Below are 20,862 nucleotides of genomic sequence, written 5' to 3'. Positions count from 1 at the left end.
CGGGCTGGCCAAAGACAACAATGAACAAATACCATCAAATTTATTCCGAAATCATCGCCGATATCGATAATCAGCGCTTCGCGCAAGGCGACAAGATTCCCTCCGAATCCGAGCTGATGCGCAGCTACGAGGCCAGCCGCGGCACCGTGCGCAAGGCGGTGGACCTGCTGCAGGAACGCGGCTACGTGCAGAAGATCCACGGCAAGGGCGTGTTCGTGCTCAAGCCGGGCAATATCGAGTTCCAGCTCAGCGGCATCGTCAGCTTCCAGGAAATGAACGAGCGCATGGGGCGCAAAGTGGTATCGCGCGTGGCGGAACTGGCGCGCGCGCCGGCGGACGCCGCGCTGGTCCAGGCCACTGGCCTGGCGGAGGGCGAGGAAATCGTCAGGATCAAGAGGGTGCGCAATATCGACGGCGAAAACGTGATCCTGGACGTCAACCATTTTGTCGCTGAGTTGATCCCCGGCCTGACCGAAGACATCGCCGCCGGCTCCATCTACCGCTACATCGAGCAGGATCTGGGGCTGACCATCAGCTACGCGCAGCGCACCATCGAAGCCCAGCCCTGCAACGACGACGACCGCCGCTACCTGGACCTGAACGGCATGGACCACGTGATCGTGGTCAAAAACTTGACCCACCTCTACGACGGCCGGCTGTTTGAATACACCGAATCGCGCCATCGCTTGGATAAGTTCTATTTCACGGATATTGCGAGGCGGTAGCATTTTCCCTCTGTGTGACGGTGTGCGGAAACTGGCCACACTCAAGTTCATTTGGCTGAAATGATGGAAATTGTGGTCTGTTTCCTTTTTTCGGCGGGCGAAGACTAGAGAGTCGGCAGGAGTGACGGGTTATGCGTTATGCGCTTGGTGCATGTCGTCTTGAGCCACGCCACTTAAAGGAATGCAATCCCCCCTCAAGAGTCTTCTGCAGGCGCTGCATTGACTCGGGAGACACATCAACTTCTCCATAATGCCCATCGGACATGGTGACTTTTTCATAAACCGCTCACTCACACGTCCAGCTTAAGGACTACCACATGTGTGGCTAGCCAATAAATGGAGAACATCATGGTGCAAATTTATTGCAATCACTTTGTCGGTAAAAAACTCACCCCAGGATTTTACGAAGCAATACTCCAGCCCGATGGTGATCAAGAGCATCACATAGTTGAAAGGATAAATGAAGAAAATGCCCGTGCCGCACTAAGCAAGACAAAACCACCTCGTAACTATACGACGATCGGAACTAAAGAGATGTGGAACAACGTAATTGAGAATTATATCGAAACAAACAAACTGAATTTTACCATCTGCAATCCAATATTCATAAAATGCAATGAAACCGGTGGTTTACAGACCGCAACTATTACTCCACTAGGAGGGTTAACGTTGAGCAATGCTGGGCCATTGAATCTTTGCCTAACTTTTTACCAATCCAACGCAAGTCAAAAAGCTCCAATACTCAAGTGGTCATTTGACCATCGATAATAATCAAGTGCAAAAAGCCCGAGGCACTAACCCCGGGCTTTTTCATACACCGCGTACCCCAGACGCTGCCATGATTTCGGCGACCCGGCGGAACTCCCGGCCTGGCCGGGATTCCGCCCTACAGGAGGCGGTTCTGTACCACGTACCCCGGATATTACCATTGATGGTTGCAACCCGGCGGAACGCCCGGCTTGGCCGGTTCCGCCCTACGACAGGCGGTTTTGTAGGGTGGATGCCCCGCAGGGGCGATCCACCGCCGATGGCAGAATAGATTGAATGAGTCAGGCCCGGCGCGGAGTCATCCGCCCGGGCCTTCGTCTTTTCGCTGTTGCGAAATGGCGGCAGTCGTTTTGACTTTTCGCAAACTCGTATGTACGAGTGTTGACCAACTTGTATGTACGAGTTAACTTGACCGCGATTGTCATGCGGACAATCGCCACGAACAGGCGGATTTCCGGCATTGTGCCGGGAGCGAATCCACCGCCGCGACAAGGGACAGGGGAGAGACGATGAGTCACGACTACCAAGCGATCGCCGCGCAGATACTGCAAAACATCGGCGGCGCGGGCAATATCCGCCAGGCGGCGCACTGCCTCACCCGGCTGCGCATCGCCTTGCACGACGAGTCCAAGGTGCAGGGCGAGGCGCTGCGCCAGGTGGCGCTGGTGAAGGGCCACTTCAGCAATGCCGGCGTGTTTCAGATCGTCATCGGGGCCGGCGACGTGGACCGCGTCTACGCCGAAATGGTGAAGCAGGGCGGCGTGGCCCGCGCCACCATCGCCGATGTGAAAGCCAGCGGCGACGAAAAACAGAACCGGCTGCAGCAACTGGTCAAGGTGTTCTCCGACGTGTTCATGCCGATATTGCCGGCCATCGTCATCGCCGGCCTGTTGATGGGCGCCAACAATCTCTTGGGCGCCAAGGGCATGTTCATCGCGGACCAGAGCCTGCTGGACGCTTACCCGGGCTTGTCGGGGCTGTGGGGGCTGATCAATATGATGGCCAACACCTCTTTTGTCTTCCTGCCGGCGCTGGTGGGCTGGTCGGCCGCCAAGCGCTTTGGCGGCAGCGAGATTCTCGGCATCGTGCTGGGCCTGTTGCTGGTGCATCCGGACCTGCTCAACGCCTGGAACTACGGCAAGGCGGCGGCCGGGCTGGATGGCGCGTCGGTGCCGTACTTCGACCTGTTCGGCCTGCGTATCGAAAAAGTGGGCTACCAGGGCCAGATCCTGCCGATCCTGGCCGCCGCCTGGGTGATGTGCCGCGTCGAGCTGTGGCTGCGGCCCAGGGTGCCCAACGCGGTGCAGTTGCTGGTGGTGCCCATCGTCACCATCGCGGTCAGCGGCTTCCTGGCGCTGGCGGTGATCGGCCCCTTGGCCCGCCATCTGGGCATCGCCGTCACCGACGCGCTGGTCTATGTGTTCAACCTGGCGCCGTGGCTGGGCGCGGCCTTGTTCGGCGCGCTGTACGCGCCGCTGGTGTTGACCGGCATGCACCATATGTTCATCGCGGTGGATCTGCAGTTGATTTCCAGCCAGGGCGGCACCTTCATCTGGCCGATGATCGCGCTGTCCAACATCGCCCAGGGCAGCGCCGCGCTGGCGATGTTCTGGCTGGCCAGGAACGCCAACGACAAGAACATGGCGTCCACTTCCGCGGTATCGGCCTTCTTCGGCATCACCGAACCGGCGATGTTCGGCGTCAATCTGCGCCACAAGCTGCCTTTTTACGCGGCGCTGGCCGGCTCCGCCTGCGCGGCGGTGCTGATCAGCCTGGGCCACGTCAAGGCGTCGGCCATCGGCGTCGGCGGCCTGCCGGCTTTCATCTCCATCATTCCGCAGTACATCCCGCTGTTCCTGGCGGGCACGCTGGTGGCGCTGATCGTGCCCTTCGGCCTGACCTGGCTGCTGGCGCGCCGCCAACTGGCCGCGGCCGCCCAAGAGGAGGCCGCGCAGCATGCCTAAGGACATGAAACAGGCGGTGGTGTACCAGATTTACCCCAAGAGCTTCAGCAGCCACCGCAACCAAGCCACCGGCGATCTGCTGGGCGTGGCGGACCGGCTGGACTACCTGGCCTGGCTGGGCGTGGACTATCTGTGGCTGACGCCGTTCTACTGCTCGCCGCAGCATGACAACGGCTACGACGTCAGCGATTACTACAGCATCGATCCGGCCTACGGCAGCATGGAAGACTTCGAGCTGCTGCTGGCGGAGGCCAGTCGGCGCGGCATCGGCGTGATGCTGGACATCGTGGTCAACCACACGTCCACCGAGCACGCCTGGTTCCAGGAGGCGCGCAAGGGCAGGGACAACCCCTACCGCGACTTCTACATCTGGCGCGACGCGCCCAACAACTGGCAGTCCAAGTTCGGCGGCAATGCCTGGGAGAAGGACGAAGCCAGCGGCCAGTATTACCTGCACCTGTTCGACAAGACCCAGGCCGATCTGAACTGGGACAACCTGGCGCTGCGCCAGGCGGTGTTCGAGATGATGCGTTTCTGGCGCGACAAGGGCGTGGCCGGCTTCCGGCTGGACGTGATCAATCTGATCTCCAAGGACCCGGCCTTCTCCGAGGATGACAGCGACGGCCGCCACTTCTACACCGATGGTCCGCGCGTGCATGAGTACTTGCAGCAGATGCACCGCGAAGTGTTCGCCGGCCATGAGCTGATGACGGTGGGCGAGATGTCGTCCACCTCGCTGGAGCATTGCATCGCCTACAGCCGCCCGGACCGGCGCGAGCTGAGCATGACCTTCAACTTCCACCATCTGAAGGTGGATTATCCGGACGGCGAGAAGTGGCGGCCGGGCGAGGTGGATTTCATCGCGCTCAAGCGCATCCTGTCCGACTGGCAAAGCGGCATGCACGCCGGCGGCGGCTGGAACGCCTTGTTCTGGTGCAACCACGACCAGCCGCGCGCGTTGTCCCGTTTCGGCGACGACCGCCGCTACCGGACCGAGTCCGCCAAGATGCTGGCCACCGCGCTGCACGGCCTGCAGGGCACGCCCTACATCTACCAGGGCGAGGAAATCGCGATGGCCGACCCCGGCTTCGCCGATATCGGCCAGCTGCGCGACGTGGAAAGCCTCAACGCCTATCGCCAGCTGTTGGCGGAGGGCTATGCCGACGCCGAGGCGATGGCGGTGATCCGCCAGCGCTCGCGCGACAACGCCCGCACGCCGATGCAATGGGATGATGGCCCGCATGCCGGCTTCAGCGCGGCTGAGCCGTGGCTGGGCGTGGCGGCGGATGCGGCCGAGATCAACGTCGCCGCCGCCATCGGCGACAAGGACTCCACGCTGCACCACTATCGCAGGCTGATCCAGCTGCGCAAGCAGTACCGGGTGTTCGCCGACGGCGACTACCGCTGCCTGACGCCGAACCACCCCAGCTTGTGGGCCTACACCCGCCGCTGCGCCGATGAAATGCTGCTGGTGATCAACCACTTCGGCGCCGACAACCTCCATTACCAGCCGCCGCCGGACGCGGTGCCGGAGGGCTGGGTGCTGGAACTGCTGCTGTCCAACTACCCGCCGCAGGCCACCGGCCAGCTAAGGCCCTGGCATTCGCTGCTGTACCGGGCGACGCCGCCAGCCGCGCCGTAACCCTTACGCATTCCGATTTCCCGTCATGCCGGCCGCAAAGCTGGCAGGGCGGAGCTTTGCCCGCGCCCGGCGCGCGACCCGCTAATAAGACAAGGAGACGAGAATGAGGACGAAAACGATAAGCTGGCTGTGCATTCTGCTGCCGCTGGGGCATGGCCTGCCGGCCTGGGCGGAGGATGCGCCCGCCGCCGCGCCGGCGCCGCAGATCAGCGCCGAGCAGCTGAGCGGCGCAGTGAAAAAAGCGCTGGATGATATGGGCTTCCAGTTCGATGGCTATCTGCGCAGCGGCTTTTACGGCAGCTCCGCCGACAATCTGCCCAAGGGCCAGTACCAGCTGGGCGGCGATCTGCAGCACTTCCGCCTGGGCAACGAGGGCGACACCTATATCGAGTTCGGCGTCGGCAAGAAATGGACGCTGGGCAATGGCGTCAGCTGGGGCGCTTACGTGATGCCCACCATCTACAACGGCAAGACCGGCGCCTCGCAGGTCTATGGCTACATCAGCGGGCTGGAATTCGCGCCCAATCTGACGCTGTGGGCCGGCCAGCGCTACCATCGCATCCAGGACATCCACATCCTTGACAACTGGCTGATGCAGGACGGCGACAACTACGGCGCCGGCGTGGACGGCATCGCCGTCGGCAAGGCCAAGCTGAACCTGTCGGTATCCTCGTCCGGCAGTTACGCCAACAACAACGCCACCCCCAACAACGCGCGCCGCGCCAATTTTCAGCTGACCGGCATCGAGATTAACCCGGGCGGCAAGCTGACGCTGACCGGCGCGGCGATAGGCGGCGATTTCGCCATCGGCAAGCCCGGCGCGGCGCTGGGCTTGTTGCATAACCAGAAGGACTTCCTGGCCCAGGGCGTCAACAATTCGCTGTTCCTGCAGGCTTCCAGCGGCCACGCGTCCTTGTCCGGCGAATTCTACAATCTGGACAGCAACGGCGCGGCGCAGGCCGGCGCGCGGCAGAGCCGCATCGCCGAAGTGGTGGACTGGCAGCGCGGACGCTTCGGCGGCCAGGCGGTGCTGGGCTGGCAGAGCGTGGCGCCGGACAACGCCGCCAAATACCGCGACGCCACCCTGGGCGGCCGGCTGTCCTACGGCGTGGCGGCCAACGTCAAGCTGCTGACCGAGATCGGCCTGACCAGCCGCGATACCGACAATCAGCCCTTGCAACGGTTGAACAAGGCGACGCTGGCGCTGGCCTTTGCGCCGAATACCGATTTCTGGACTCGGCCGGAATTGCGGGTGTACGCCAGCCATTACAACTGGAACAACGCGGCGGCGCAGGCCAATCTGACCAGTTTCGCGGTGGGCGGCCGCACCCAGGCCACCACTTTCGGCGTGCAGATAGAGGCGTGGTGGTAGCGCGGGGCGGCGTTTTTTTGTAAAGAAAGTTTACCGTGTCGCGGTCTTTGCCGCGGCACTTTGCCGTCCGGCGCCGGTCTGTCGCTATAGGCGCAGGTGAAGGAGAAGGCGATGAAAGGCGTATGGATGGGCGGCTTGGCGGCCTTGTCGTTGCTGTCGGGCTGGAGCAGGGCGGAGGATGGCGCCGCCGCGGCATCGGCGCCGCGCGTGCAGCTGGAATGTTTGCCGGCCGCCGATGCCGCCGGCGGCTGGCAGGACTGGCTGGCGACGCGTCTGTCCTTGCGCGGCCTGGAAATCGGCGCGCCGCCGCTCTGGCGGCTGTGCTTCACCGAGGAGGTGGAGCGGCAATGGGTGGAGCGGCCGGTGGACTGGCGCTACGACGGCTACTGGGGGCAGCCGCCGTATCGGCTGGAGAGTTGGCCGGCCTTGGCGCTGACGGTGAAGAACGCCGACGGCGCGGTGTTATGGCAGGGACGGGAGCGGCTGGGAGAGGGAGAAAACCGGCGGCAACAGTTGGAACAGGCGGCGCGCCGGCTGCTGGAGCGGATGCCGATGCCGTAAGAAGTTCTTGTTATGACTAATGAATTTTAGGTTGTAAGCCATTGCGGATTTCCCGTATTGTCGCCATGGCGTCCTGCTGTACTATCGGAAACCTTCGCTGACACGGCCTGCAAACGACAGGGCGGCGGCGCAGGGACAAATCAGATCACAACAGCCGAATCCGAGCATGAGGCGCCCGCCTGGACAGCGGGCGTCTCGTCGTTTCAGCCAGCCGCGGCCAAGCGCAGCGGCGGGCGGGCCGGTATCGGCGACATACGGGATATGTAGACAATGAGTTTGATGCGCAAGAAGAGCGTCCAGGGAATGCTGGAAACCGCTCAGACTTCGCGCGGGCTGCGAAAAGAGCTCTCCGCGTTCGACCTTACCATGCTGGGCATCGGCGCCATCATCGGCACCGGGATTTTCGTGCTCACCGGCACCGGCGCCACCATCGCCGGCCCCGGCCTGGTGCTTTCCTTCGTCATCAGCGCCTTCGCCTGCGGCTTCGCGGCGATGTGCTACGCCGAATTCGCCTCCATGCTGCCGATTTCCGGCTCCACCTACACCTACGCTTACGCCACCCTGGGCGAGCTGATCGCCTGGATCATAGGCTGGGACCTGTTGCTGGAATACCTGCTGGCCTCGTCGGCGGTGTCGGTCGGCTGGTCCGGCTACTTCCAGAGCCTGCTGTCCGGTTTCGGCGTCACGCTGCCGCAGGCGCTCACCGCCGCCGCCGGCTCGGTGCCGGGCAAGGAAACCCTGTTCAATCTGCCGGCCTTCTGCATCGCGATGATCATCACCGGGCTGTTGGCCTTCGGCATCAAGGAGTCCAAGCGCGTCAACAATATCGTGGTGCTGATCAAGGTGGCCGTGGTGCTGCTGTTCATCGCCATCGGCGTCTGGCACGTCAAGCCGGTCAACTGGCAGCCGGCGCTGCCGTTCGGCTTCTCCGGCGTGTTCCACGGCGCCGCCATCGTCTTCTTCAGCTTCATCGGCTTCGACGCGGTCACCTGCGCGGCGGAAGAAGTGAAGAACCCGGCCAAGGACATCCCGCGCGGCGTGATCTGGTCGCTGGCGGTGTGCTCCATCCTGTACGTGGTGGTGGCCGCCATCATGACCGGCATCGTGCCCTACATGCAGTTCGCCGGCGTCGACCATCCGGTGTCGCTGGCGCTGCAGGTGGCCAAGCTGGACTGGTTCGCCGGCTTTGTCGACCTGGGCGCGATCCTGGGCATGATGACTGTGATTCTGGTGATGACCTACGGCCAGACCCGCATCCTGTTCGCGATGAGCCGCGACGGCCTGCTGCCGAAGATCTTCTCCGATGTGAATCCGAAATACGGCACGCCGTACAAGGCCACCTGGCTGATCGGCACCATCATCGCGCTGCTGGCCGGCTTCGTGCCGCTGCACACGCTGGCCGAGCTGGTCAACATCGGCACGCTGGCGGCCTTCTCGCTGATCGCGCTGTCGGTGATCGTGCTGCGCAAGCGCGAACCGAACCTGCCGCGCAAGTTCGTCTGCCCGGCGGTGCCCACCATTCCGGCGCTGGCCATCCTGTGCTGCGGCTTCCTGATGACCCAGCTGTCGCTGCTGACCTGGACCTGCTTCGCCGCTTGGCTGGTGATCGGCTTGGTGGTGTACTTCGGCTACTCGCGGCGGAATTCGCTGCTGCACAATCCGGCGTGACGCGCATTCCGGTCCACGGCCGGATGACGAAAAAAGGCGAAACCGTCATCGGTTTCGCCTTTTTTGTTTCTTTGCGAGAGGCGGTTCAGGCGGTCGAGCGCGCCCAGCGCAGCAGGCCGATGGCGTAGGACACATAGTAGCCGGCCAGGATGGCGAAGATCAGCAAGGTGAGAGGATGGCCGATGAAGCCGGCCGGCGGCGCGGACAGCGAGCCGCCGGACAGGTAGAGCGAAACCAGGCGGTAGCCGATGCGGCCGATGAACAGCAGCGACAGCGCGATGCCCAAGTGCAGGCTGGGCGTGTAGAAGCGGCCCTGTTCGGTGGTTTCGAACTGGGTCAGCCGGATGCCGTAGCGGCCCAGCAGCGCGCCGATGACGGCGCCGGCCAGCAGCATCAGCAGCTTGTCGGGATGCGCATGTGACATTTGGGCGAGGCCGGCGAGGAGGAGCGGGAAGACGATCACGGTCAGCCAGGGGCGAATGGGTGACAGCCGTTGCCGGCCCACCATGCGGCGTATCCGCGAGTACAGGCGCCAGATCACCAGCGCGGCGATGCCCAGCGCGGGCAACAGGGAAGGGGGCAGGGCGATGGCGGTCATGTCAGCTAGCATTCCGGTGGGTTTTGTCGGGCGCTGCCTGGGCGGCAGCCGCGGCGCGCGGGCCGCCATGCGGCTTGCCTGCGCGTCCGGAAATTATATACATCCATGCTTTGTGATTGAGTATGGTTTTATGTAAATGTTTTTGTCATGTTGCTTGGTCGGTTGAAAACTGCGGGTAGCTGGCGCCCTCCAGCATGTCGGGCACGGAGTAGTCGGTGCCGGGCAACTGGTCCCAGCTGGGGTCGCCCGGGCGGGTTTGCCGCATATTGGCCCAATGCAGCGTCTGGCCGCCGCTAGCCGCGGCGGTCATCTGCATCTGGCATGCCCATTCGCCGTCCCATTGCAGCAGGCGGCCAAAGCCGGTGATCACCGAATCGCGCAGCGCGCCGTCGCGGACGAAGCTGATCTGGAGCGCGCCGTCGGCGGTGACGGTGCCGACCAGGCTGCGCAGCTGCGGCGTGCCGCCTTCTGCGCCGGGGTCGGTCAGCAGCGCCGAGCATACGCCCCAGAAATAGCCGTTCCGATAGCCGGAGATGTGCCAGACCGTCTGGTCCGACTGCCAGCTCAGCGCATTGTCGCCGGGATCGAAGCGCAAGGCCGGCAGGTCGGGCTGGGTCACGTACCAGTAAGTGTCGGCGAGGAAATTCCAGGTGGCGCGGTTGCTGTCGGACATGCGTGGCTCCTGTTCGCGGCTGGGGATGTCTCGCTGCAGTATGGCTCACTTTTTCCTGGCCGCATGCCATCGTGTTGGCTGAGGCGCGGCCGGCATGAAAAACGCCGCCCCTCCGGGTGGGAGGGGCGGCGTTTGGTTTGGCGCTATGCCGGCTCAGTCGGTGCGCAGCGCGATGAACAGCACCGATTCGCCGCGCTTGACCAGCAGCGCGGCATGGCCGCCGGCGCTGGACAGCGCTTTTTCGAAGGCGTTGATGCTGGTGATGTCGTTCTGGTTCAGGCCCATGATGATGTCGCCGGGCTGCAGGCCGGAACGCGCCGCCGGGCCCTGCGCCTTTTGGATCAAGAGGCCGCCGCGGATGCCGAGGTCGGCGCGCTGCTCCTGGGTCAGCTCGGACAACGTCAGGCCCAGTTTGCCGAACTGGTAGCCTTGCGGCACGGTGTCGTTGGCCGGCTTGGCCGGGCTGCCGGCGTCAGGCGCTTGTTCCACCAGTGTGGCTTCCAGCGTCTTTTCGAAGCCCTTGCGCCAGATCACCAGCTTGATCCGGGTGCCGGGGCCCAGCGCGCCCACCAGCATCGGCAGGTCTTTGGAGCTGTCTATCGCCTGGGTGTTGAGCTTGAGGATGATGTCGCCGGGCTGCAGGCCGGCCCTGGCCGCCGGGCCTTTCGGATCCACTCGCACCACCAGCGCGCCGGACGGCCGCTGCAGGCCGAACGATTGCGCCAGCTCCTGCGTCACTTCCTGGATGTTGATGCCCAGCTGGCCGCGGCTGACCTTGCCCTTGGTTTTCAGCTGGTCCACCACCTGCATCGCCAGGTCGATCGGAATGGCGAAGGAAATGCCCATGAAGCCGCCGGAGCGGCTGTAGATCTGCGAATTGATGCCGACCACTTCGCCGCGCAGGTTGAACAGTGGGCCGCCAGAGTTGCCCGGGTTGATCGCCACGTCGGTCTGGATGAAGGGCACCAGGGTTTCGTCCGGCAGGCTGCGGCCCTTGGCCGAGACGATGCCGGCGGTGACGGTGTTGTCGAAGCCGAACGGCGCGCCGATGGCGGCCACCCATTCGCCGACTTTCAAATCGGCCGGGTTGCCGATTTTGGCCACCGGCAGGTCGGCGGCCTCCACTTTCAACAGCGCCACGTCGCTGCGCTTGTCCAGGCCCACCAGTTTGGCGCGCAGCTCGCGCTTGTCGGTGAGCATCACGCGGATCTGGCCGCCGTCGGCCACCACGTGGGCGTTGGTCAGCACGTAGCCGTCGCTGCTGATGATGAAGCCCGAACCGTAGGAAATGCTTTCCTCCGGACTCTGGTCCGGCTGTTGCGGCTGATTGGGCATGAAGCGGCGGAAGAAGTCGTACAGCGGGTCGTCTTCCGGCACCGGGAACGGCATATTGCTGCTTTGTTGCGGCGCGGCGTTCTCGCGGGTGGTCTGGATATTGACCACCGCCGGGCCGTCGCGGCTGACCAGCTGGGTGAAGTCGGGCAGCAGCATGGCCACGCGGCCGTCCTGTTGCGCGGGAATGGCGACGGGGGCTGGCTGGCTGTTGCCTTTGACTAACTGCTCGATCCTGTCGCAGCCGGACAGTAACGACGCCGCGAGCAGGGCGCCGGCCATGATGCGAAGACTCGTTGTCACGGGCAATCCTTTTGGTAGCAAGCTGATTCTCAACGATAAATGGGGGCGGGGCGGCGCATTTTCAATGCGTTTGTTGTCATCGGCCTTGAGTTTCCGCTCCATTTTTATCATAACGGTTTTGCCGGATATTCGCAGAGGTCGGCGATGATGCAGCGTTCGCATTCCGGCTTGCGCGCCTTGCAGACATAGCGGCCGTGCAGGATCAGCCAATGGTGGGCGTCCACCTTGAATTCGGCGGGCACGAACTTTTCCAGCTTGTCCTCCACCTCGCGCACATCCTTGCCCGGCGCCAGCCGGGTGCGGTTGGCGACGCGGAAGATATGGGTGTCCACCGCGATGGTGGGATGGCCGAAGGCGGTGTTGAGCACCACGTTGGCGGTTTTGCGGCCGACGCCGGGCAGCGCCTCCAGCGCTTCGCGCGTTTGCGGCACCTCGCCGCCATGCTTTTCCAGCAACAGCCGGCAGGTGGCGATCACGTTCTTGGCCTTGGTCTTGTATAGGCCTATGGTCTTGATGAAGTCGGCCAGGCTTTCTTCGCCCAGCGCCAGTATCGCCGCCGGGGTGTTGGCTACCGGATACAGCCGGCGCGTCGCCTTGTTGACGCCGACATCGGTGGCCTGGGCAGACAGCAGCACCGAAATCAGCAGTTCGAACGGCGAGCTGTATTCCAGTTCGGTGGCCGGGTGCGGATTGGCGTCGCGCAGGCGCTGGAAAATCTCTTTGCGTTTGGCGGCGTTCACTTCTTGTCCTTATCGGCGGGGTCTTGCGCGGCGCGCATCGCGGCGGCGCGCTCCATGGCGGCGCGGATCAGCGCCATCTTGTCGTTGGCGGCGGTCGCCGGCGGCGCGCTGGCCGCCTGTTGCTGCGCCCGTTCCATCGCGCGGCGTATCAGCTCGTTCTTGTCGGCGGCTGCGCCGGCGGGCTGAGCGGCGGCCGGCGCGGGGGAGGGGCCGGCCGGGGCCGCCACGGCGGCGCGCTCGGCCAGGCGGCGGGCTTTGTCGGCCTGATCGCGCGCCTGGCGGGCCTGGCGCCGTTCGTAGCGCAGGCGCGCCTGGCCGGCGCGCGCCATCACTTGCGCGCGCTCGCCGTCGGCCGGGTCCGCCACCGGGATCATGTCGATGCAGTCCACCGGACAGGGCGCCAGGCACAGCTCGCAACCGGTGCATTCATCGGCGATCACCGTGTGCATCTGCTTGGCCGCGCCGACGATGGCATCCACCGGACAGGCCTGGATGCACAGCGTGCAGCCTATGCAGCTGTCTTCGCGGATCACCGCCAGCGCGCGCGGCTTCGGCTGCGGGCCAGCAGGGTCGAAAGGAATGGCCGGCTTGCCCAGCAATGCCGCCAGCGCCTGGATGCCGTCCTCGCCGCCCGGCGGGCAGCGGTTGAGCGGGTCTTGGCCCGTCGCCAGCGCCTCGGCGTACGGACGGCAGCCGGCATGGCCGCACTGACCGCACTGGGTCTGGGGCAGGAGGGCGTCGATCCGTTCGACGAGGCTGATCACGGGCATGCTTGGAATTCCGCTTCAAAAACCGTTAATTATCGATGTTAAGCGCTTCCGCTTCAACACCCGGAACGGTCAATTGCGCCAGCAGGATGTCGTGCAGCCGCTGCGCCGGCGCGGCGGGCCGGGCTTCGGCGCGGCACAGCAGCAGGTCGATGGCGGGCAGCGGCGGCAGGCGGTGCTGGGCCGGGTCCAGAATCCGCAGGCCGGGCGGCAGTTGAACGGCGGTGCGGGCGCTGATGCCCAGCCCGGCGCGCACCGCCGACCATAGCCCTGCCAGGCTGCTGCCGCTAGCGGCCATGCGCCAGGGGCGGCCGGCGCGGTCCAGCGCGCCGCAGGCCTGGGCGCGGATGACGCAGGGCGGGTCAAACAGCGCCAGCGGCAGCGGATCGGGAGGAAGCGGACCGCTGGCCGAGCCTATCCAGTGCACGGGGTAGCGGCCGATAGCCGCGCTGTGCGGCGCGCGCGGGCCGGAATCCCAGGCCAGCGCCAGATCCAGCTCCCCGGCCATCACCGATTGTTGCAATTCCTGGCTGCGGGCCACCCGCATTTCCACCCGCACCTCGGGGCAGGCGCGGGCGAAACGTCCCAGCGCCAGCGGCAGCACGCCTTCGCCGAAATCCTCGGCGAGGCCCAGGCGCACGCAGCCGGCCAATGAGGCGCCGCGCGTCGCCTCCACCGCCTCGTCGTTCAGCTCCAGCAGCCGGCGGGCGTAGGACAGCAGTACCTCGCCGGCTGGCGTCAGCTCCAGGCCGCGGCCGCTCTTGCGCAGAATGGCCACGCCGGCCTGCTCCTCCAGCTTTTTCATCTGGGCGCTGACGGCTGAGGTGGAACGGCCCAGCCTGTCGGCCGCGCGGGCGAAGCTGCCCAGCTCCACGCCGCTGGCCAGGCTGGCCAGCACGTCCAGATCCAATAAAGTTCGTCTCATGATAACCATCCTGAAATTTGGAACTATCTGTAAAAATATATCTGATTTTAAGGATGATGTGACGGGTTTACAGTGCAATGGCCATCCCAACCCAAGGAGTCAGAAATGTTTACCCACGCAGATGCCATGCCCAGGCTGGCCCCAAAGCTGGCGGAGTTGACCAGCCAAGTGTTGTTCGACGATGTCTGGCGGCGGCCGAGCTTGAGCCCGCGCGAACGCAGCCTGGCCACCATTGCCGCCCTGATCGGCCAGGCCCGGCCGCATGCGCTGGACTTTCACTTGCGCCGCGGTTTGGAGAACGGCCTGAGCGGCGAGTCGATGGGCGAATTGCTGACCCATCTGGCCTTTTACGCAGGCTGGCCATCCGCCACCGCCGCGCTTGAGCAACTGGACGCGGTTTTGACCTCGCAAACCAAATAAGGAGAACACCATGCCCTATGCCCGCATTTCCCTGCGCAAAGGCAAGCCGCCGCAGTATCTGCGCGCGCTGGCCGACGGCATCCATCAAGCGATGGTGGAATGCATCGCCGTGCCGCCCAAGGACCGTTTCCAGCTGATCCATCAGCACGAGGCCGAAGAGACGATCATCGATCCGGATTACGGCGGCGGCCCGCGCTCCGACGATTTCGTGCTGGTGACGCTGCATCTGGGGCGACCGCGGACCAAAGAAGCCAAGGCGGCGCTCTACGCCAGCATGGCTGAGCGCTTGAGCGTGTCGCCTGGCCTGGCGCCCGCCGACCTGATGGTGGTGCTGATCGACGGCGAGATGGATAACTGGTCGTTCAGCCATGGCCGCCAGGCCTCGACGCTGAGCGCCGAGGAGTTGCGGCCATGATGGCGATGCGCTACCGGATCGCGCTGCCGGCCGATTATCCGATGGAGATCATCGAGCGCCGCATCGCCGAGCGCGGCCACTTGACCGACGGCCTGCCGGGGCTGGGCCTCAAGGCTTATCTGTATTGCCGCGCGGGAGAGGACGGGGCAGCGGCGAACGCCTATGCGCCGTTCTATCTGTGGCGAACGACGGAAGGCATGCGCGACTTCCTGTCCGGCCCGGGCTTCGCCGCGCTGTGCGCATCGTTCGGCCGGCCGGTGGTGCAAAGCGCGGTGGCATGGTTCGGCGGGTGGCAGGACAATGCGGCGGCGGCGCGCCACGCGGTGATAGAGCGGCTGGCTTTGGCCGAGGGCGAGGATTTGGCCGCCCGGCGCGCGGCGGAGGATGGCTGGGGACGGACGCAGTTGCTGGATGGCGGCGCGCTGGCGGCGGCCAGCGCTTTCGATCCCGCGGCGTGGACGCTCACCCGCATCGCGCTGCTGCGCGAAGCGCCCGCCGCACAGGCGCCGGGGCGCGAACATTACCGCGTGGGACGCGTGTCGCCGGGCGCGGCGTGATGGCGCGGGCGTCCGATCCGGGGGCGGGTCAGATCGGCACGAACAGCGTCAGCCAGGCGTTCCAGCCGGCGGTGCGGTTCTTGGCGTCGAACTCGTCGTAGGCCTTCAGATTGGCGTACCACTTTTTCTTGCCCACCGGGAAGAAGTAGCCCAGCTGCGGGCCCAGGCCGGCGACGCGGGATTTCAGGTCTTTCCTGCCTATGCCGGGGGCGGTGTCGTTGCTTAGCTGGTGGTAGGCGTAGCCGACCAGCCCGATATGGAAGTCTTCGTTCAGGAACTGCGACAGCGAGACGTCGAGGTGGGCGTCGTTGCCGTTGCGGTACTGGGTGTCGGGATTGGTCTGGTTGAGGGTCAGTCCCAGCACGGCGGAAAACTCGGTGCCGGTTTGGGTGTTCAGATAGGTGTAGCCGCCGCCGGCGTCGTACGACCAGTGGTTGCTGCCCAGGTTGGCATCCCGGTCGACGTTGTAGGTGCCGACGGGCACGCCCAGCGCGGCATAAGCCAGGTAGTTGTGGTTGCCGCGATTCCACTTCAGCGTCGCCATCGGGTAGAGGTCGCCGAAGCCGTCGCGGGCGTCGTCGCTGCTTTGGCTGCGGGGCTTGCCGCGGGCGGTGGTGGTGTCGGCCTCGGTGTACACCTCGGTGCGGCCGTAGAGCCCGGTCAGCGATACCGCCGCCTGCGCGCCGGCGACCGGGGTGGCGAAGGTGTAGGTGGGGGAGACGAACAGCAGGTCGCTCGGGGTGCTCAGCAGCGTGCTGGTGGTGCGGCCGCGCAGGCTTTTGCGGGTTTTCGAGGTGTCGGCCTCGGCGTGGTAGGCGCTGAACGACCATGACAGTCCGGGGTCGTTCTGCACGGCGGCGAAGGTGCCGATCTGCCCGGGTTGCCAGTAGCTCATGCCGCCTTCGTCGGCGCGGGCGTGCGCGGCGGCCAGCAGGCAGGCGGCGGCGAGGCAGGCGTTCATCAGGGGAAGTTTCGCCAGCGGCGGGGTGGCCGGTGTTGTTTTCATTATGGTAACTCTCGGGTGGTCATATTCGCCATGCGGGCCGCGCGGGCGCCGCAAATTGATGCCGTTCGAGTTTCGCACAGTCTGGTTGCGGATAATAGCGACAAGCGGCGGCATGCCGCGGGCAAAAGAAAACCGGGGCCTGGCGGCCCCGGCTGGCGGCGGGAAATCACAGGGCTTGCTGCAACTGGCCCAGGATTTGCGGGTTTTCCAGCGTCGACACGTCCTGGGTAATTTCCTCTCCCTTGGCGATGGAACGCAGCAGGCGGCGCATGATCTTGCCGGAGCGGGTCTTGGGCAGGTTTTCGCCGAAGCGGATGTCGTCCGGCTGGGCGATCTTGCCGATCTCATGCGCTACCCAGTTCTTCAGTTCGGCGGCCACCGCTTTGGCGGCATCGCCCTCCGGCCGCGCGCCCTTCAGCACCACGAAGGCCACCACCGCTTCGCCCTTGACGTCATGCGGCTTGCCGACCACCGCGGCTTCGGCCACCAGCGGGTTGGACACCAGCGCCGATTCGATCTCCATGGTGCCCAGGCGGTGGCCGGACACGTTCAGCACGTCGTCGATGCGGCCCATGATCCAGAAATAGCCGTTTTCATCGCGATTGGCGGAGTCTCCGGCCAGGTAGTACTGGCCGTTGAACTCGTCCGGGAAATAGGTTTTCTTGAAGCGGGCGGGGTCGTTCCAGATGGTGCGCACCAGGCTGGGGAAGGGGCGCTTGATCACCAGGAAGCCGCCGCGGCCGGGCTCCACCTGCGCGCCGGACTCATCGACGATGTCGGCGATCACGCCGGGCAGCGGCAGCGTGCATGAGCCGGGCTTGGTCGGCACCGCGCCCGGCAGCGGCGCGATCATCGCTGAGCCGGTTTCGGTCTGCCACCAAGTGTCGACGATGGGGCAGCGGCTGCCGCCGACGGTTTCGTAATACCAGATCCAGGCTTCCGGATTGATAGGCTCGCCGACGGTACCCAGCACCCGCAACGACGACAGGTCGAACTGCTTGGGCAGGTCGGCGCCCAGCTTGATCAGCGAGCGGATCGCGGTCGGCGCGGTGTAGAAAATGGAAACCTTGTGCTTTTCTATCATCCGCCAGAAGCGGCCGGCGTCCGGGTAGGTGGGTACGCCCTCGAAGATCACCTGGGTCGCGCCGTTGCCCAGCGGGCCGTAGCAGACATAGCTGTGGCCGGTGATCCAGCCGACGTCGGCGGTGCACCAGAAGACGTCGTTGGGCTTGTAGTCGAATACCCAGCGGAAGCTGTTGATCGCGCCCAAGAGATAGCCGGCGCTGCTGTGCTGGATGCCCTTGGGCTTGCCGGTGGAGCCGGAGGTATACAGGATGAACAGCGGGTCTTCGGCGTTCATCCATTCCGGCTCGCAGGCCTCGCTCTGGCCTTCGGTCAGTTTGTGCCACCACACGTCGCGGCCGTCGGTCCAGTCGGCGCCGCCATTGGTGCGCTGGTACACCACCACGTGTTTCACCGACTCGGCGCCTTCCAGCTTCAGCGCCTCGTCGACGGTGGCCTTCAGCGCCACGCTCTTGCCGCCGCGCAGGCCTTCGTTGGCGGTGACCACCACGCTGGCGCCGGCATCCTGGATGCGGTCGCGCACCGCGCCGGCGGAGAAGCCGCCGAACACCACCGAGTGGATGGCGCCGATGCGGGCGCAGGCCTGCATGGTCACCACCGCTTCTATGCCCATCGGCATGTACACCACCACGCGGTCGCCCTTCTTCACGCCCAGGCTCTTCAGGCCATTGGCGAACTGGCAGACGCGGCGGTGCAATTCGGCGTAGGTGACGCGGGTGACTTCGCCGTCGTCGGCTTCGAAGATGATGGCGATCTTGTTGGCGTCGGTGGCCAGGTGGCGGTCCAGGCAGTTGTAGGACACGTTGAGCACGCCGTCGTCGAACCACTTGAAGAACGGGGCCGCGCTGTCGTCCAGCACTCGGGAGAACGGTTTTTTCCAGGTGATCAGTTCGCGCGCCAGATCCCCCCAGAACGAAAGGTAGTGATCATCCGCCTGTTCGCACAGCGCGTTGTAGGCCTCCATGCCGCTGATCTGGGCCTTGCGGCGGAAGTCTTCCGACGGGGCGAAGCTGCGGGTTTCCTTGAGAATGGAATCTAGCGTGGACATGCGTTTCTCCAGAGTCTTTGTGTTATCGCCGCGCGTCGTCATCGGACGCGCGGCATGTCAATGATGATGACATTTAATGCTTGCTGGCGCCACTGGCTCCGATGCCGGTCATCGCCCGCACGTACTGGGCGTCGAACTTGGCTTTTTCTTCGGCGGCTTGCTGCGAGCTGTCCAGCAGCGACACCAGCCAGGTGACGACGAAGGCCAGCGTCATCGAGAAGATGGCGGGGTTCTTATACGGGAACACGGCATGCTCGTGCTTCAGCACTTCCACCCATACCGCGGGCCCCAGCACGATCAATGCGATGGCGGTGACCAGGCCCACCAGGCCGCCGATGACCGCGCCGCGGGTGGTCAGCCCTTTCCAGAACATCGACAGGAACAGCACCGGGAAGTTGGCGGAGGCGGCGATGGAGAAGGCGAGGCCCACCATGAAGGCGATGTTCTGCTTCTCGAATACCAGGCCCAGCACGATGGCCACCACGCCCAGCACCACGGTGGTGATTTTGGAGACGCGGATCTCGTCGGCCTCGTTGGCCTTGCCGTGCTTGAACACGCTGGCGTACAGGTCGTGCGACACCGCGCTGGCGCCGGAAAGGGCCAGGCCGGACACCACCGCCAGGATGGTGGCGAAGGCCACCGCCGAGATGAAGCCGAGGAAGATGTTGCCGCCCACCGCGTCGGCCAGGTGGATGGCGGCCATATTGCTGCCGCCCACCAGCTGGTGCACTTCCTTGCCGTCCTTCATCACCGTTTCCATCATCCCCGGCTGGTTCAGCACCAGCATGATGGCGCCGAAGCCGATGATGAAGGTGAGGATGTAGAAGTAGCCGATGAAGCCGGTGGCGTAGAACACCGACTTGCGGGCTTCCTTGGCGTCGGCGACGGTGAAGAAGCGCATCAGGATGTGGGGCAGGCCGGCGGTGCCGAACATCAGCGCCAGGCCCAGCGAGATGGAGTCGATCGGGTCGGCCTTGCCCGGCGACATGATGGCGATGCCCTTGCCATGGGCGGCCACGGCTTTCTCGAACAGCACTTCGGGATTGAAGCCGACGGTGGCCAGCACCATCAGCGCCATGAAGGTGGCGCCCGCCAGCAGCAGCACCGCCTTGATGATTTGCACCCAGGTGGTGGCCAGCATGCCGCCGAACAGCACGTAACAGACCATCAGCACGCCCACCAGCAGCACCGCCGAGCCGTAGCTCATGCCGAACAACAGCTGGATCAGCTTGCCGGCGCCCACCATCTGTGCGATCAGGTACATCGCCACCACCACCAGCGTGGATAGCGCGGCGAAGCTGCGCACCGGCCCTTGCCGCAGCCGGTACGACGCCACGTCGGCGAAGGTGTACTTGCCGAGGTTGCGCAGCCGCTCGGCCACCAGGAACAGGATGATGGGCCAGCCCACCAGGAAGCCCATCGAGTAGATCAGGCCGTCGTAGCCCTTGTCGAACACCAGCGCCGAAATGCCCAGGAAGGACGCGGCGGACATGTAGTCGCCGGCGATCGCCAGGCCGTTCTGGAAGCCGGTGATGCCGCCGCCGGCGGCGTAGAAGTCGCTGGCGGACTTGGTGCGGCGCGCCGCCCAGTAGGTGACGCCCAGCGTGAAGGCGACGAACACGAAAAACATGATGATGGCGTGCCAGTTGGTGGCTTGCTGCTTGACGTCGCCTTCTATCGCGCCGGCCGCCCAGCTCAGGGCCGGCGCCAGCATGGCCGCGCCGGCTGCCAGGGTTAGTTTGCGTGGCTGCATTATCTGGACTCCTCGACGATCTGCCGGGTCAGCGGGTCGAACTCGCGGTTGGCGCGGCGCACGTAGACGCCGGTCAGGACGAAGGCGGACAGGATGATGCAAACGCCCACCGGGATGCCCACCGTCATGGTGGCGCCTGCGTACAGCGGCCTGCCCAGCAAAGCGGGGTCGAAGGCCAGGATCAGAATGTAGCCGTAATAGATGGCCAGCATGACGATGGCCAGGGTCCAGCCCAGGCTGGTCTTCTTGTGGACCAGTTCCAGGTATTTGGGATTGGACTGAATCTTCTTCAGTGTCTCCTCATTCATGACATCCTCCTTTTGTAGGTGTGGCGCCTGGCGGGGCGCTGCAGAAAACATACGAGACAACAGACGGGGGAATCTAATCGTATTTTCTGATGTGGCGAATTTGTCATGCCGATGATTGAACTTGAAACTGTATTGAAATCAACATGATGCATTGGAATTTTTACTCGAAATCTGAGGCCGGGCATGGCGGCGTGCTCGGCCGGGATTCCGCCGGCATGACAGCCGCGCGGCGTG

The 20,862-nt window shown here is 64.6% G+C and carries 20 protein-coding genes; 10 read left to right on the top strand and 10 right to left on the bottom strand.

Going from position 1 to position 20,862, the window contains the following annotated elements; all coding sequences use genetic code 11:
* The first annotated feature begins 20 nt into the window (after positions 1-20).
* The 7 genes from treR to bcaP all read left to right on the top strand — a co-directional run bounded on the left by treR (position 21) and on the right by bcaP (position 8,700).
* A complete protein-coding gene (gene treR / locus MY55_RS01050) occupies positions 21-725 on the top strand; it encodes a trehalose operon repressor (protein WP_065201853.1) in 705 nt (234 codons plus the stop codon).
* A 348-nt stretch (positions 726-1,073) separates the two neighbouring features.
* The gene (locus tag MY55_RS23225; protein ID WP_155419495.1) at positions 1,074-1,493 is read left to right on the top strand and encodes a hypothetical protein; all 420 of its coding nucleotides are present in this window, start codon (positions 1,074-1,076) and stop codon (positions 1,491-1,493) included.
* A gap of 509 nt (positions 1,494-2,002) precedes the next feature.
* Positions 2,003-3,457: a PTS system trehalose-specific EIIBC component gene (gene treP / locus MY55_RS01045; protein ID WP_047243464.1), complete on the top strand. Its 1,455-nt coding sequence runs from the start codon at positions 2,003-2,005 to the stop codon at positions 3,455-3,457.
* Positions 3,450-5,099 (top strand): alpha,alpha-phosphotrehalase, encoded by a 1,650-nt coding sequence (gene treC / locus MY55_RS01040; RefSeq protein ID WP_047243465.1) that lies wholly within the window; start codon positions 3,450-3,452, stop codon positions 5,097-5,099. The genes treP and treC overlap by 8 nt, the downstream gene beginning before the upstream one ends.
* Positions 5,100-5,202: 103 nt before the next feature.
* A complete protein-coding gene (locus MY55_RS01035; protein ID WP_052941633.1) occupies positions 5,203-6,471 on the top strand; it encodes a carbohydrate porin in 1,269 nt (422 codons plus the stop codon).
* Between the two features lie 111 nt (positions 6,472-6,582).
* Complete coding sequence (locus MY55_RS01030; RefSeq protein WP_065201852.1) at positions 6,583-7,032, top strand: hypothetical protein; 450 nt, start codon at positions 6,583-6,585, stop codon at positions 7,030-7,032.
* Between the two features lie 270 nt (positions 7,033-7,302).
* Positions 7,303-8,700, top strand: a complete 1,398-nt coding sequence (gene bcaP / locus MY55_RS01025; RefSeq protein ID WP_043574553.1) for a branched-chain amino acid transporter BcaP — start codon at positions 7,303-7,305, stop codon at positions 8,698-8,700.
* Between the two features lie 85 nt (positions 8,701-8,785).
* Here the strand turns inward: bcaP and MY55_RS01020 are convergent, their stop codons facing one another.
* From MY55_RS01020 to MY55_RS00995, 6 genes are all read right to left on the bottom strand, one after another.
* Positions 8,786-9,298: a CcdC protein domain-containing protein gene (locus MY55_RS01020; RefSeq protein WP_047238387.1), complete on the bottom strand. Its 513-nt coding sequence runs from the start codon at positions 9,296-9,298 to the stop codon at positions 8,786-8,788.
* Between the two features lie 145 nt (positions 9,299-9,443).
* Positions 9,444-9,971: a hypothetical protein gene (locus MY55_RS01015; protein ID WP_047238386.1), complete on the bottom strand. Its 528-nt coding sequence runs from the start codon at positions 9,969-9,971 to the stop codon at positions 9,444-9,446.
* A gap of 153 nt (positions 9,972-10,124) precedes the next feature.
* Positions 10,125-11,585: a DegQ family serine endoprotease gene (locus MY55_RS01010; protein WP_080770209.1), complete on the bottom strand. Its 1,461-nt coding sequence runs from the start codon at positions 11,583-11,585 to the stop codon at positions 10,125-10,127.
* A 128-nt stretch (positions 11,586-11,713) separates the two neighbouring features.
* Positions 11,714-12,346, bottom strand: coding sequence for an endonuclease III (gene nth / locus MY55_RS01005; RefSeq protein ID WP_043574559.1), 633 nt, complete (start codon positions 12,344-12,346; stop codon positions 11,714-11,716).
* The gene (rsxB, locus tag MY55_RS01000; RefSeq protein WP_065201851.1) at positions 12,343-13,116 is read right to left on the bottom strand and encodes an electron transport complex subunit RsxB; all 774 of its coding nucleotides are present in this window, start codon (positions 13,114-13,116) and stop codon (positions 12,343-12,345) included. The genes nth and rsxB overlap by 4 nt, the downstream gene beginning before the upstream one ends.
* Positions 13,117-13,141: 25 nt before the next feature.
* A complete protein-coding gene (locus MY55_RS00995) occupies positions 13,142-14,038 on the bottom strand; it encodes a LysR substrate-binding domain-containing protein (protein ID WP_065201850.1) in 897 nt (298 codons plus the stop codon).
* 105 nt (positions 14,039-14,143) lie between these two features.
* Between MY55_RS00995 and MY55_RS00990 the strand changes: the two genes are divergently transcribed.
* From MY55_RS00990 to MY55_RS00980, 3 genes are read left to right on the top strand one after another with little or no spacing between them, the layout of a single operon-like run.
* The gene (locus MY55_RS00990; protein WP_065201849.1) at positions 14,144-14,458 is read left to right on the top strand and encodes a carboxymuconolactone decarboxylase family protein; all 315 of its coding nucleotides are present in this window, start codon (positions 14,144-14,146) and stop codon (positions 14,456-14,458) included.
* Between the two features lie 10 nt (positions 14,459-14,468).
* Positions 14,469-14,873: a tautomerase family protein gene (locus MY55_RS00985; RefSeq protein WP_065201848.1), complete on the top strand. Its 405-nt coding sequence runs from the start codon at positions 14,469-14,471 to the stop codon at positions 14,871-14,873.
* Positions 14,870-15,430 (top strand): DUF4865 family protein, encoded by a 561-nt coding sequence (locus MY55_RS00980; protein WP_065201847.1) that lies wholly within the window; start codon positions 14,870-14,872, stop codon positions 15,428-15,430. Before MY55_RS00985 ends, MY55_RS00980 begins: the two co-directional genes overlap by 4 nt.
* 28 nt (positions 15,431-15,458) lie before the next feature.
* Here MY55_RS00980 and MY55_RS00975 read toward each other — a convergent pair whose 3' ends face one another.
* The 4 genes from MY55_RS00975 to MY55_RS00960 all read right to left on the bottom strand — a co-directional run bounded on the left by MY55_RS00975 (position 15,459) and on the right by MY55_RS00960 (position 20,628).
* Positions 15,459-16,436 carry a SphA family protein gene (locus MY55_RS00975; RefSeq protein ID WP_080509339.1) on the bottom strand — a complete coding sequence of 326 codons (978 nt, stop codon included), beginning with the start codon at positions 16,434-16,436 and terminating at the stop codon, positions 15,459-15,461.
* Positions 16,437-16,602: 166 nt separating this feature from the next.
* Positions 16,603-18,567: an acetate--CoA ligase gene (gene acs, locus MY55_RS00970; RefSeq protein ID WP_043574578.1), complete on the bottom strand. Its 1,965-nt coding sequence runs from the start codon at positions 18,565-18,567 to the stop codon at positions 16,603-16,605.
* Between the two features lie 73 nt (positions 18,568-18,640).
* On the bottom strand, positions 18,641-20,320 hold the full coding sequence (locus tag MY55_RS00965; RefSeq protein WP_047244522.1) for a cation acetate symporter: 1,680 nt from the start codon (positions 20,318-20,320) through the stop codon (positions 18,641-18,643).
* Complete coding sequence (locus MY55_RS00960; protein WP_043574582.1) at positions 20,320-20,628, bottom strand: DUF485 domain-containing protein; 309 nt, start codon at positions 20,626-20,628, stop codon at positions 20,320-20,322. The genes MY55_RS00965 and MY55_RS00960 overlap by 1 nt, the downstream gene beginning before the upstream one ends.
* Between the last annotated feature and the right edge of the window lie 234 nt (positions 20,629-20,862).

The sequence above is a fragment of the Chromobacterium subtsugae genome, from assembly GCF_001676875.1.
GTDB lineage: Bacteria > Pseudomonadota > Gammaproteobacteria > Burkholderiales > Chromobacteriaceae > Chromobacterium > Chromobacterium subtsugae.
Note: the sequence above shows the minus strand (reverse complement) of the source record. Positions and strands in the feature narration are given on the sequence as shown.

Bases quoted from the DNA above. Each gene is read 5' to 3' on its own strand.
- MY55_RS01020 (WP_047238387.1), bottom strand. From the start codon at position 9,298: ATGACCGCCATCGCCCTGCCCCCTTCCCTGTTGCCCGCGCTGGGCATC.
- MY55_RS00995 (WP_065201850.1), bottom strand. From the start codon at position 14,038: ATGAGACGAACTTTATTGGATCTGGACGTGCTGGCCAGCCTGGCCAGC.
- MY55_RS00960 (WP_043574582.1), bottom strand. From the start codon at position 20,628: ATGAATGAGGAGACACTGAAGAAGATTCAGTCCAATCCCAAATACCTG.
- MY55_RS01035 (WP_052941633.1), top strand. From the start codon at position 5,203: ATGAGGACGAAAACGATAAGCTGGCTGTGCATTCTGCTGCCGCTGGGG.
- MY55_RS01010 (WP_080770209.1), bottom strand. From the start codon at position 11,585: ATGGCCGGCGCCCTGCTCGCGGCGTCGTTACTGTCCGGCTGCGACAGG.
- MY55_RS23225 (WP_155419495.1), top strand. From the start codon at position 1,074: ATGGTGCAAATTTATTGCAATCACTTTGTCGGTAAAAAACTCACCCCA.
- MY55_RS00965 (WP_047244522.1), bottom strand. From the start codon at position 20,320: ATGCAGCCACGCAAACTAACCCTGGCAGCCGGCGCGGCCATGCTGGCG.
- MY55_RS01030 (WP_065201852.1), top strand. From the start codon at position 6,583: ATGAAAGGCGTATGGATGGGCGGCTTGGCGGCCTTGTCGTTGCTGTCG.
- MY55_RS00975 (WP_080509339.1), bottom strand. From the start codon at position 16,436: ATGAAAACAACACCGGCCACCCCGCCGCTGGCGAAACTTCCCCTGATG.
- bcaP (WP_043574553.1), top strand. From the start codon at position 7,303: ATGAGTTTGATGCGCAAGAAGAGCGTCCAGGGAATGCTGGAAACCGCT.
- MY55_RS00980 (WP_065201847.1), top strand. From the start codon at position 14,870: ATGATGGCGATGCGCTACCGGATCGCGCTGCCGGCCGATTATCCGATG.
- MY55_RS00985 (WP_065201848.1), top strand. From the start codon at position 14,469: ATGCCCTATGCCCGCATTTCCCTGCGCAAAGGCAAGCCGCCGCAGTAT.
- treR (WP_065201853.1), top strand. From the start codon at position 21: ATGAACAAATACCATCAAATTTATTCCGAAATCATCGCCGATATCGAT.
- acs (WP_043574578.1), bottom strand. From the start codon at position 18,567: ATGTCCACGCTAGATTCCATTCTCAAGGAAACCCGCAGCTTCGCCCCG.
- rsxB (WP_065201851.1), bottom strand. From the start codon at position 13,116: ATGCCCGTGATCAGCCTCGTCGAACGGATCGACGCCCTCCTGCCCCAG.
- treP (WP_047243464.1), top strand. From the start codon at position 2,003: ATGAGTCACGACTACCAAGCGATCGCCGCGCAGATACTGCAAAACATC.
- MY55_RS01015 (WP_047238386.1), bottom strand. From the start codon at position 9,971: ATGTCCGACAGCAACCGCGCCACCTGGAATTTCCTCGCCGACACTTAC.
- MY55_RS00990 (WP_065201849.1), top strand. From the start codon at position 14,144: ATGTTTACCCACGCAGATGCCATGCCCAGGCTGGCCCCAAAGCTGGCG.
- treC (WP_047243465.1), top strand. From the start codon at position 3,450: ATGCCTAAGGACATGAAACAGGCGGTGGTGTACCAGATTTACCCCAAG.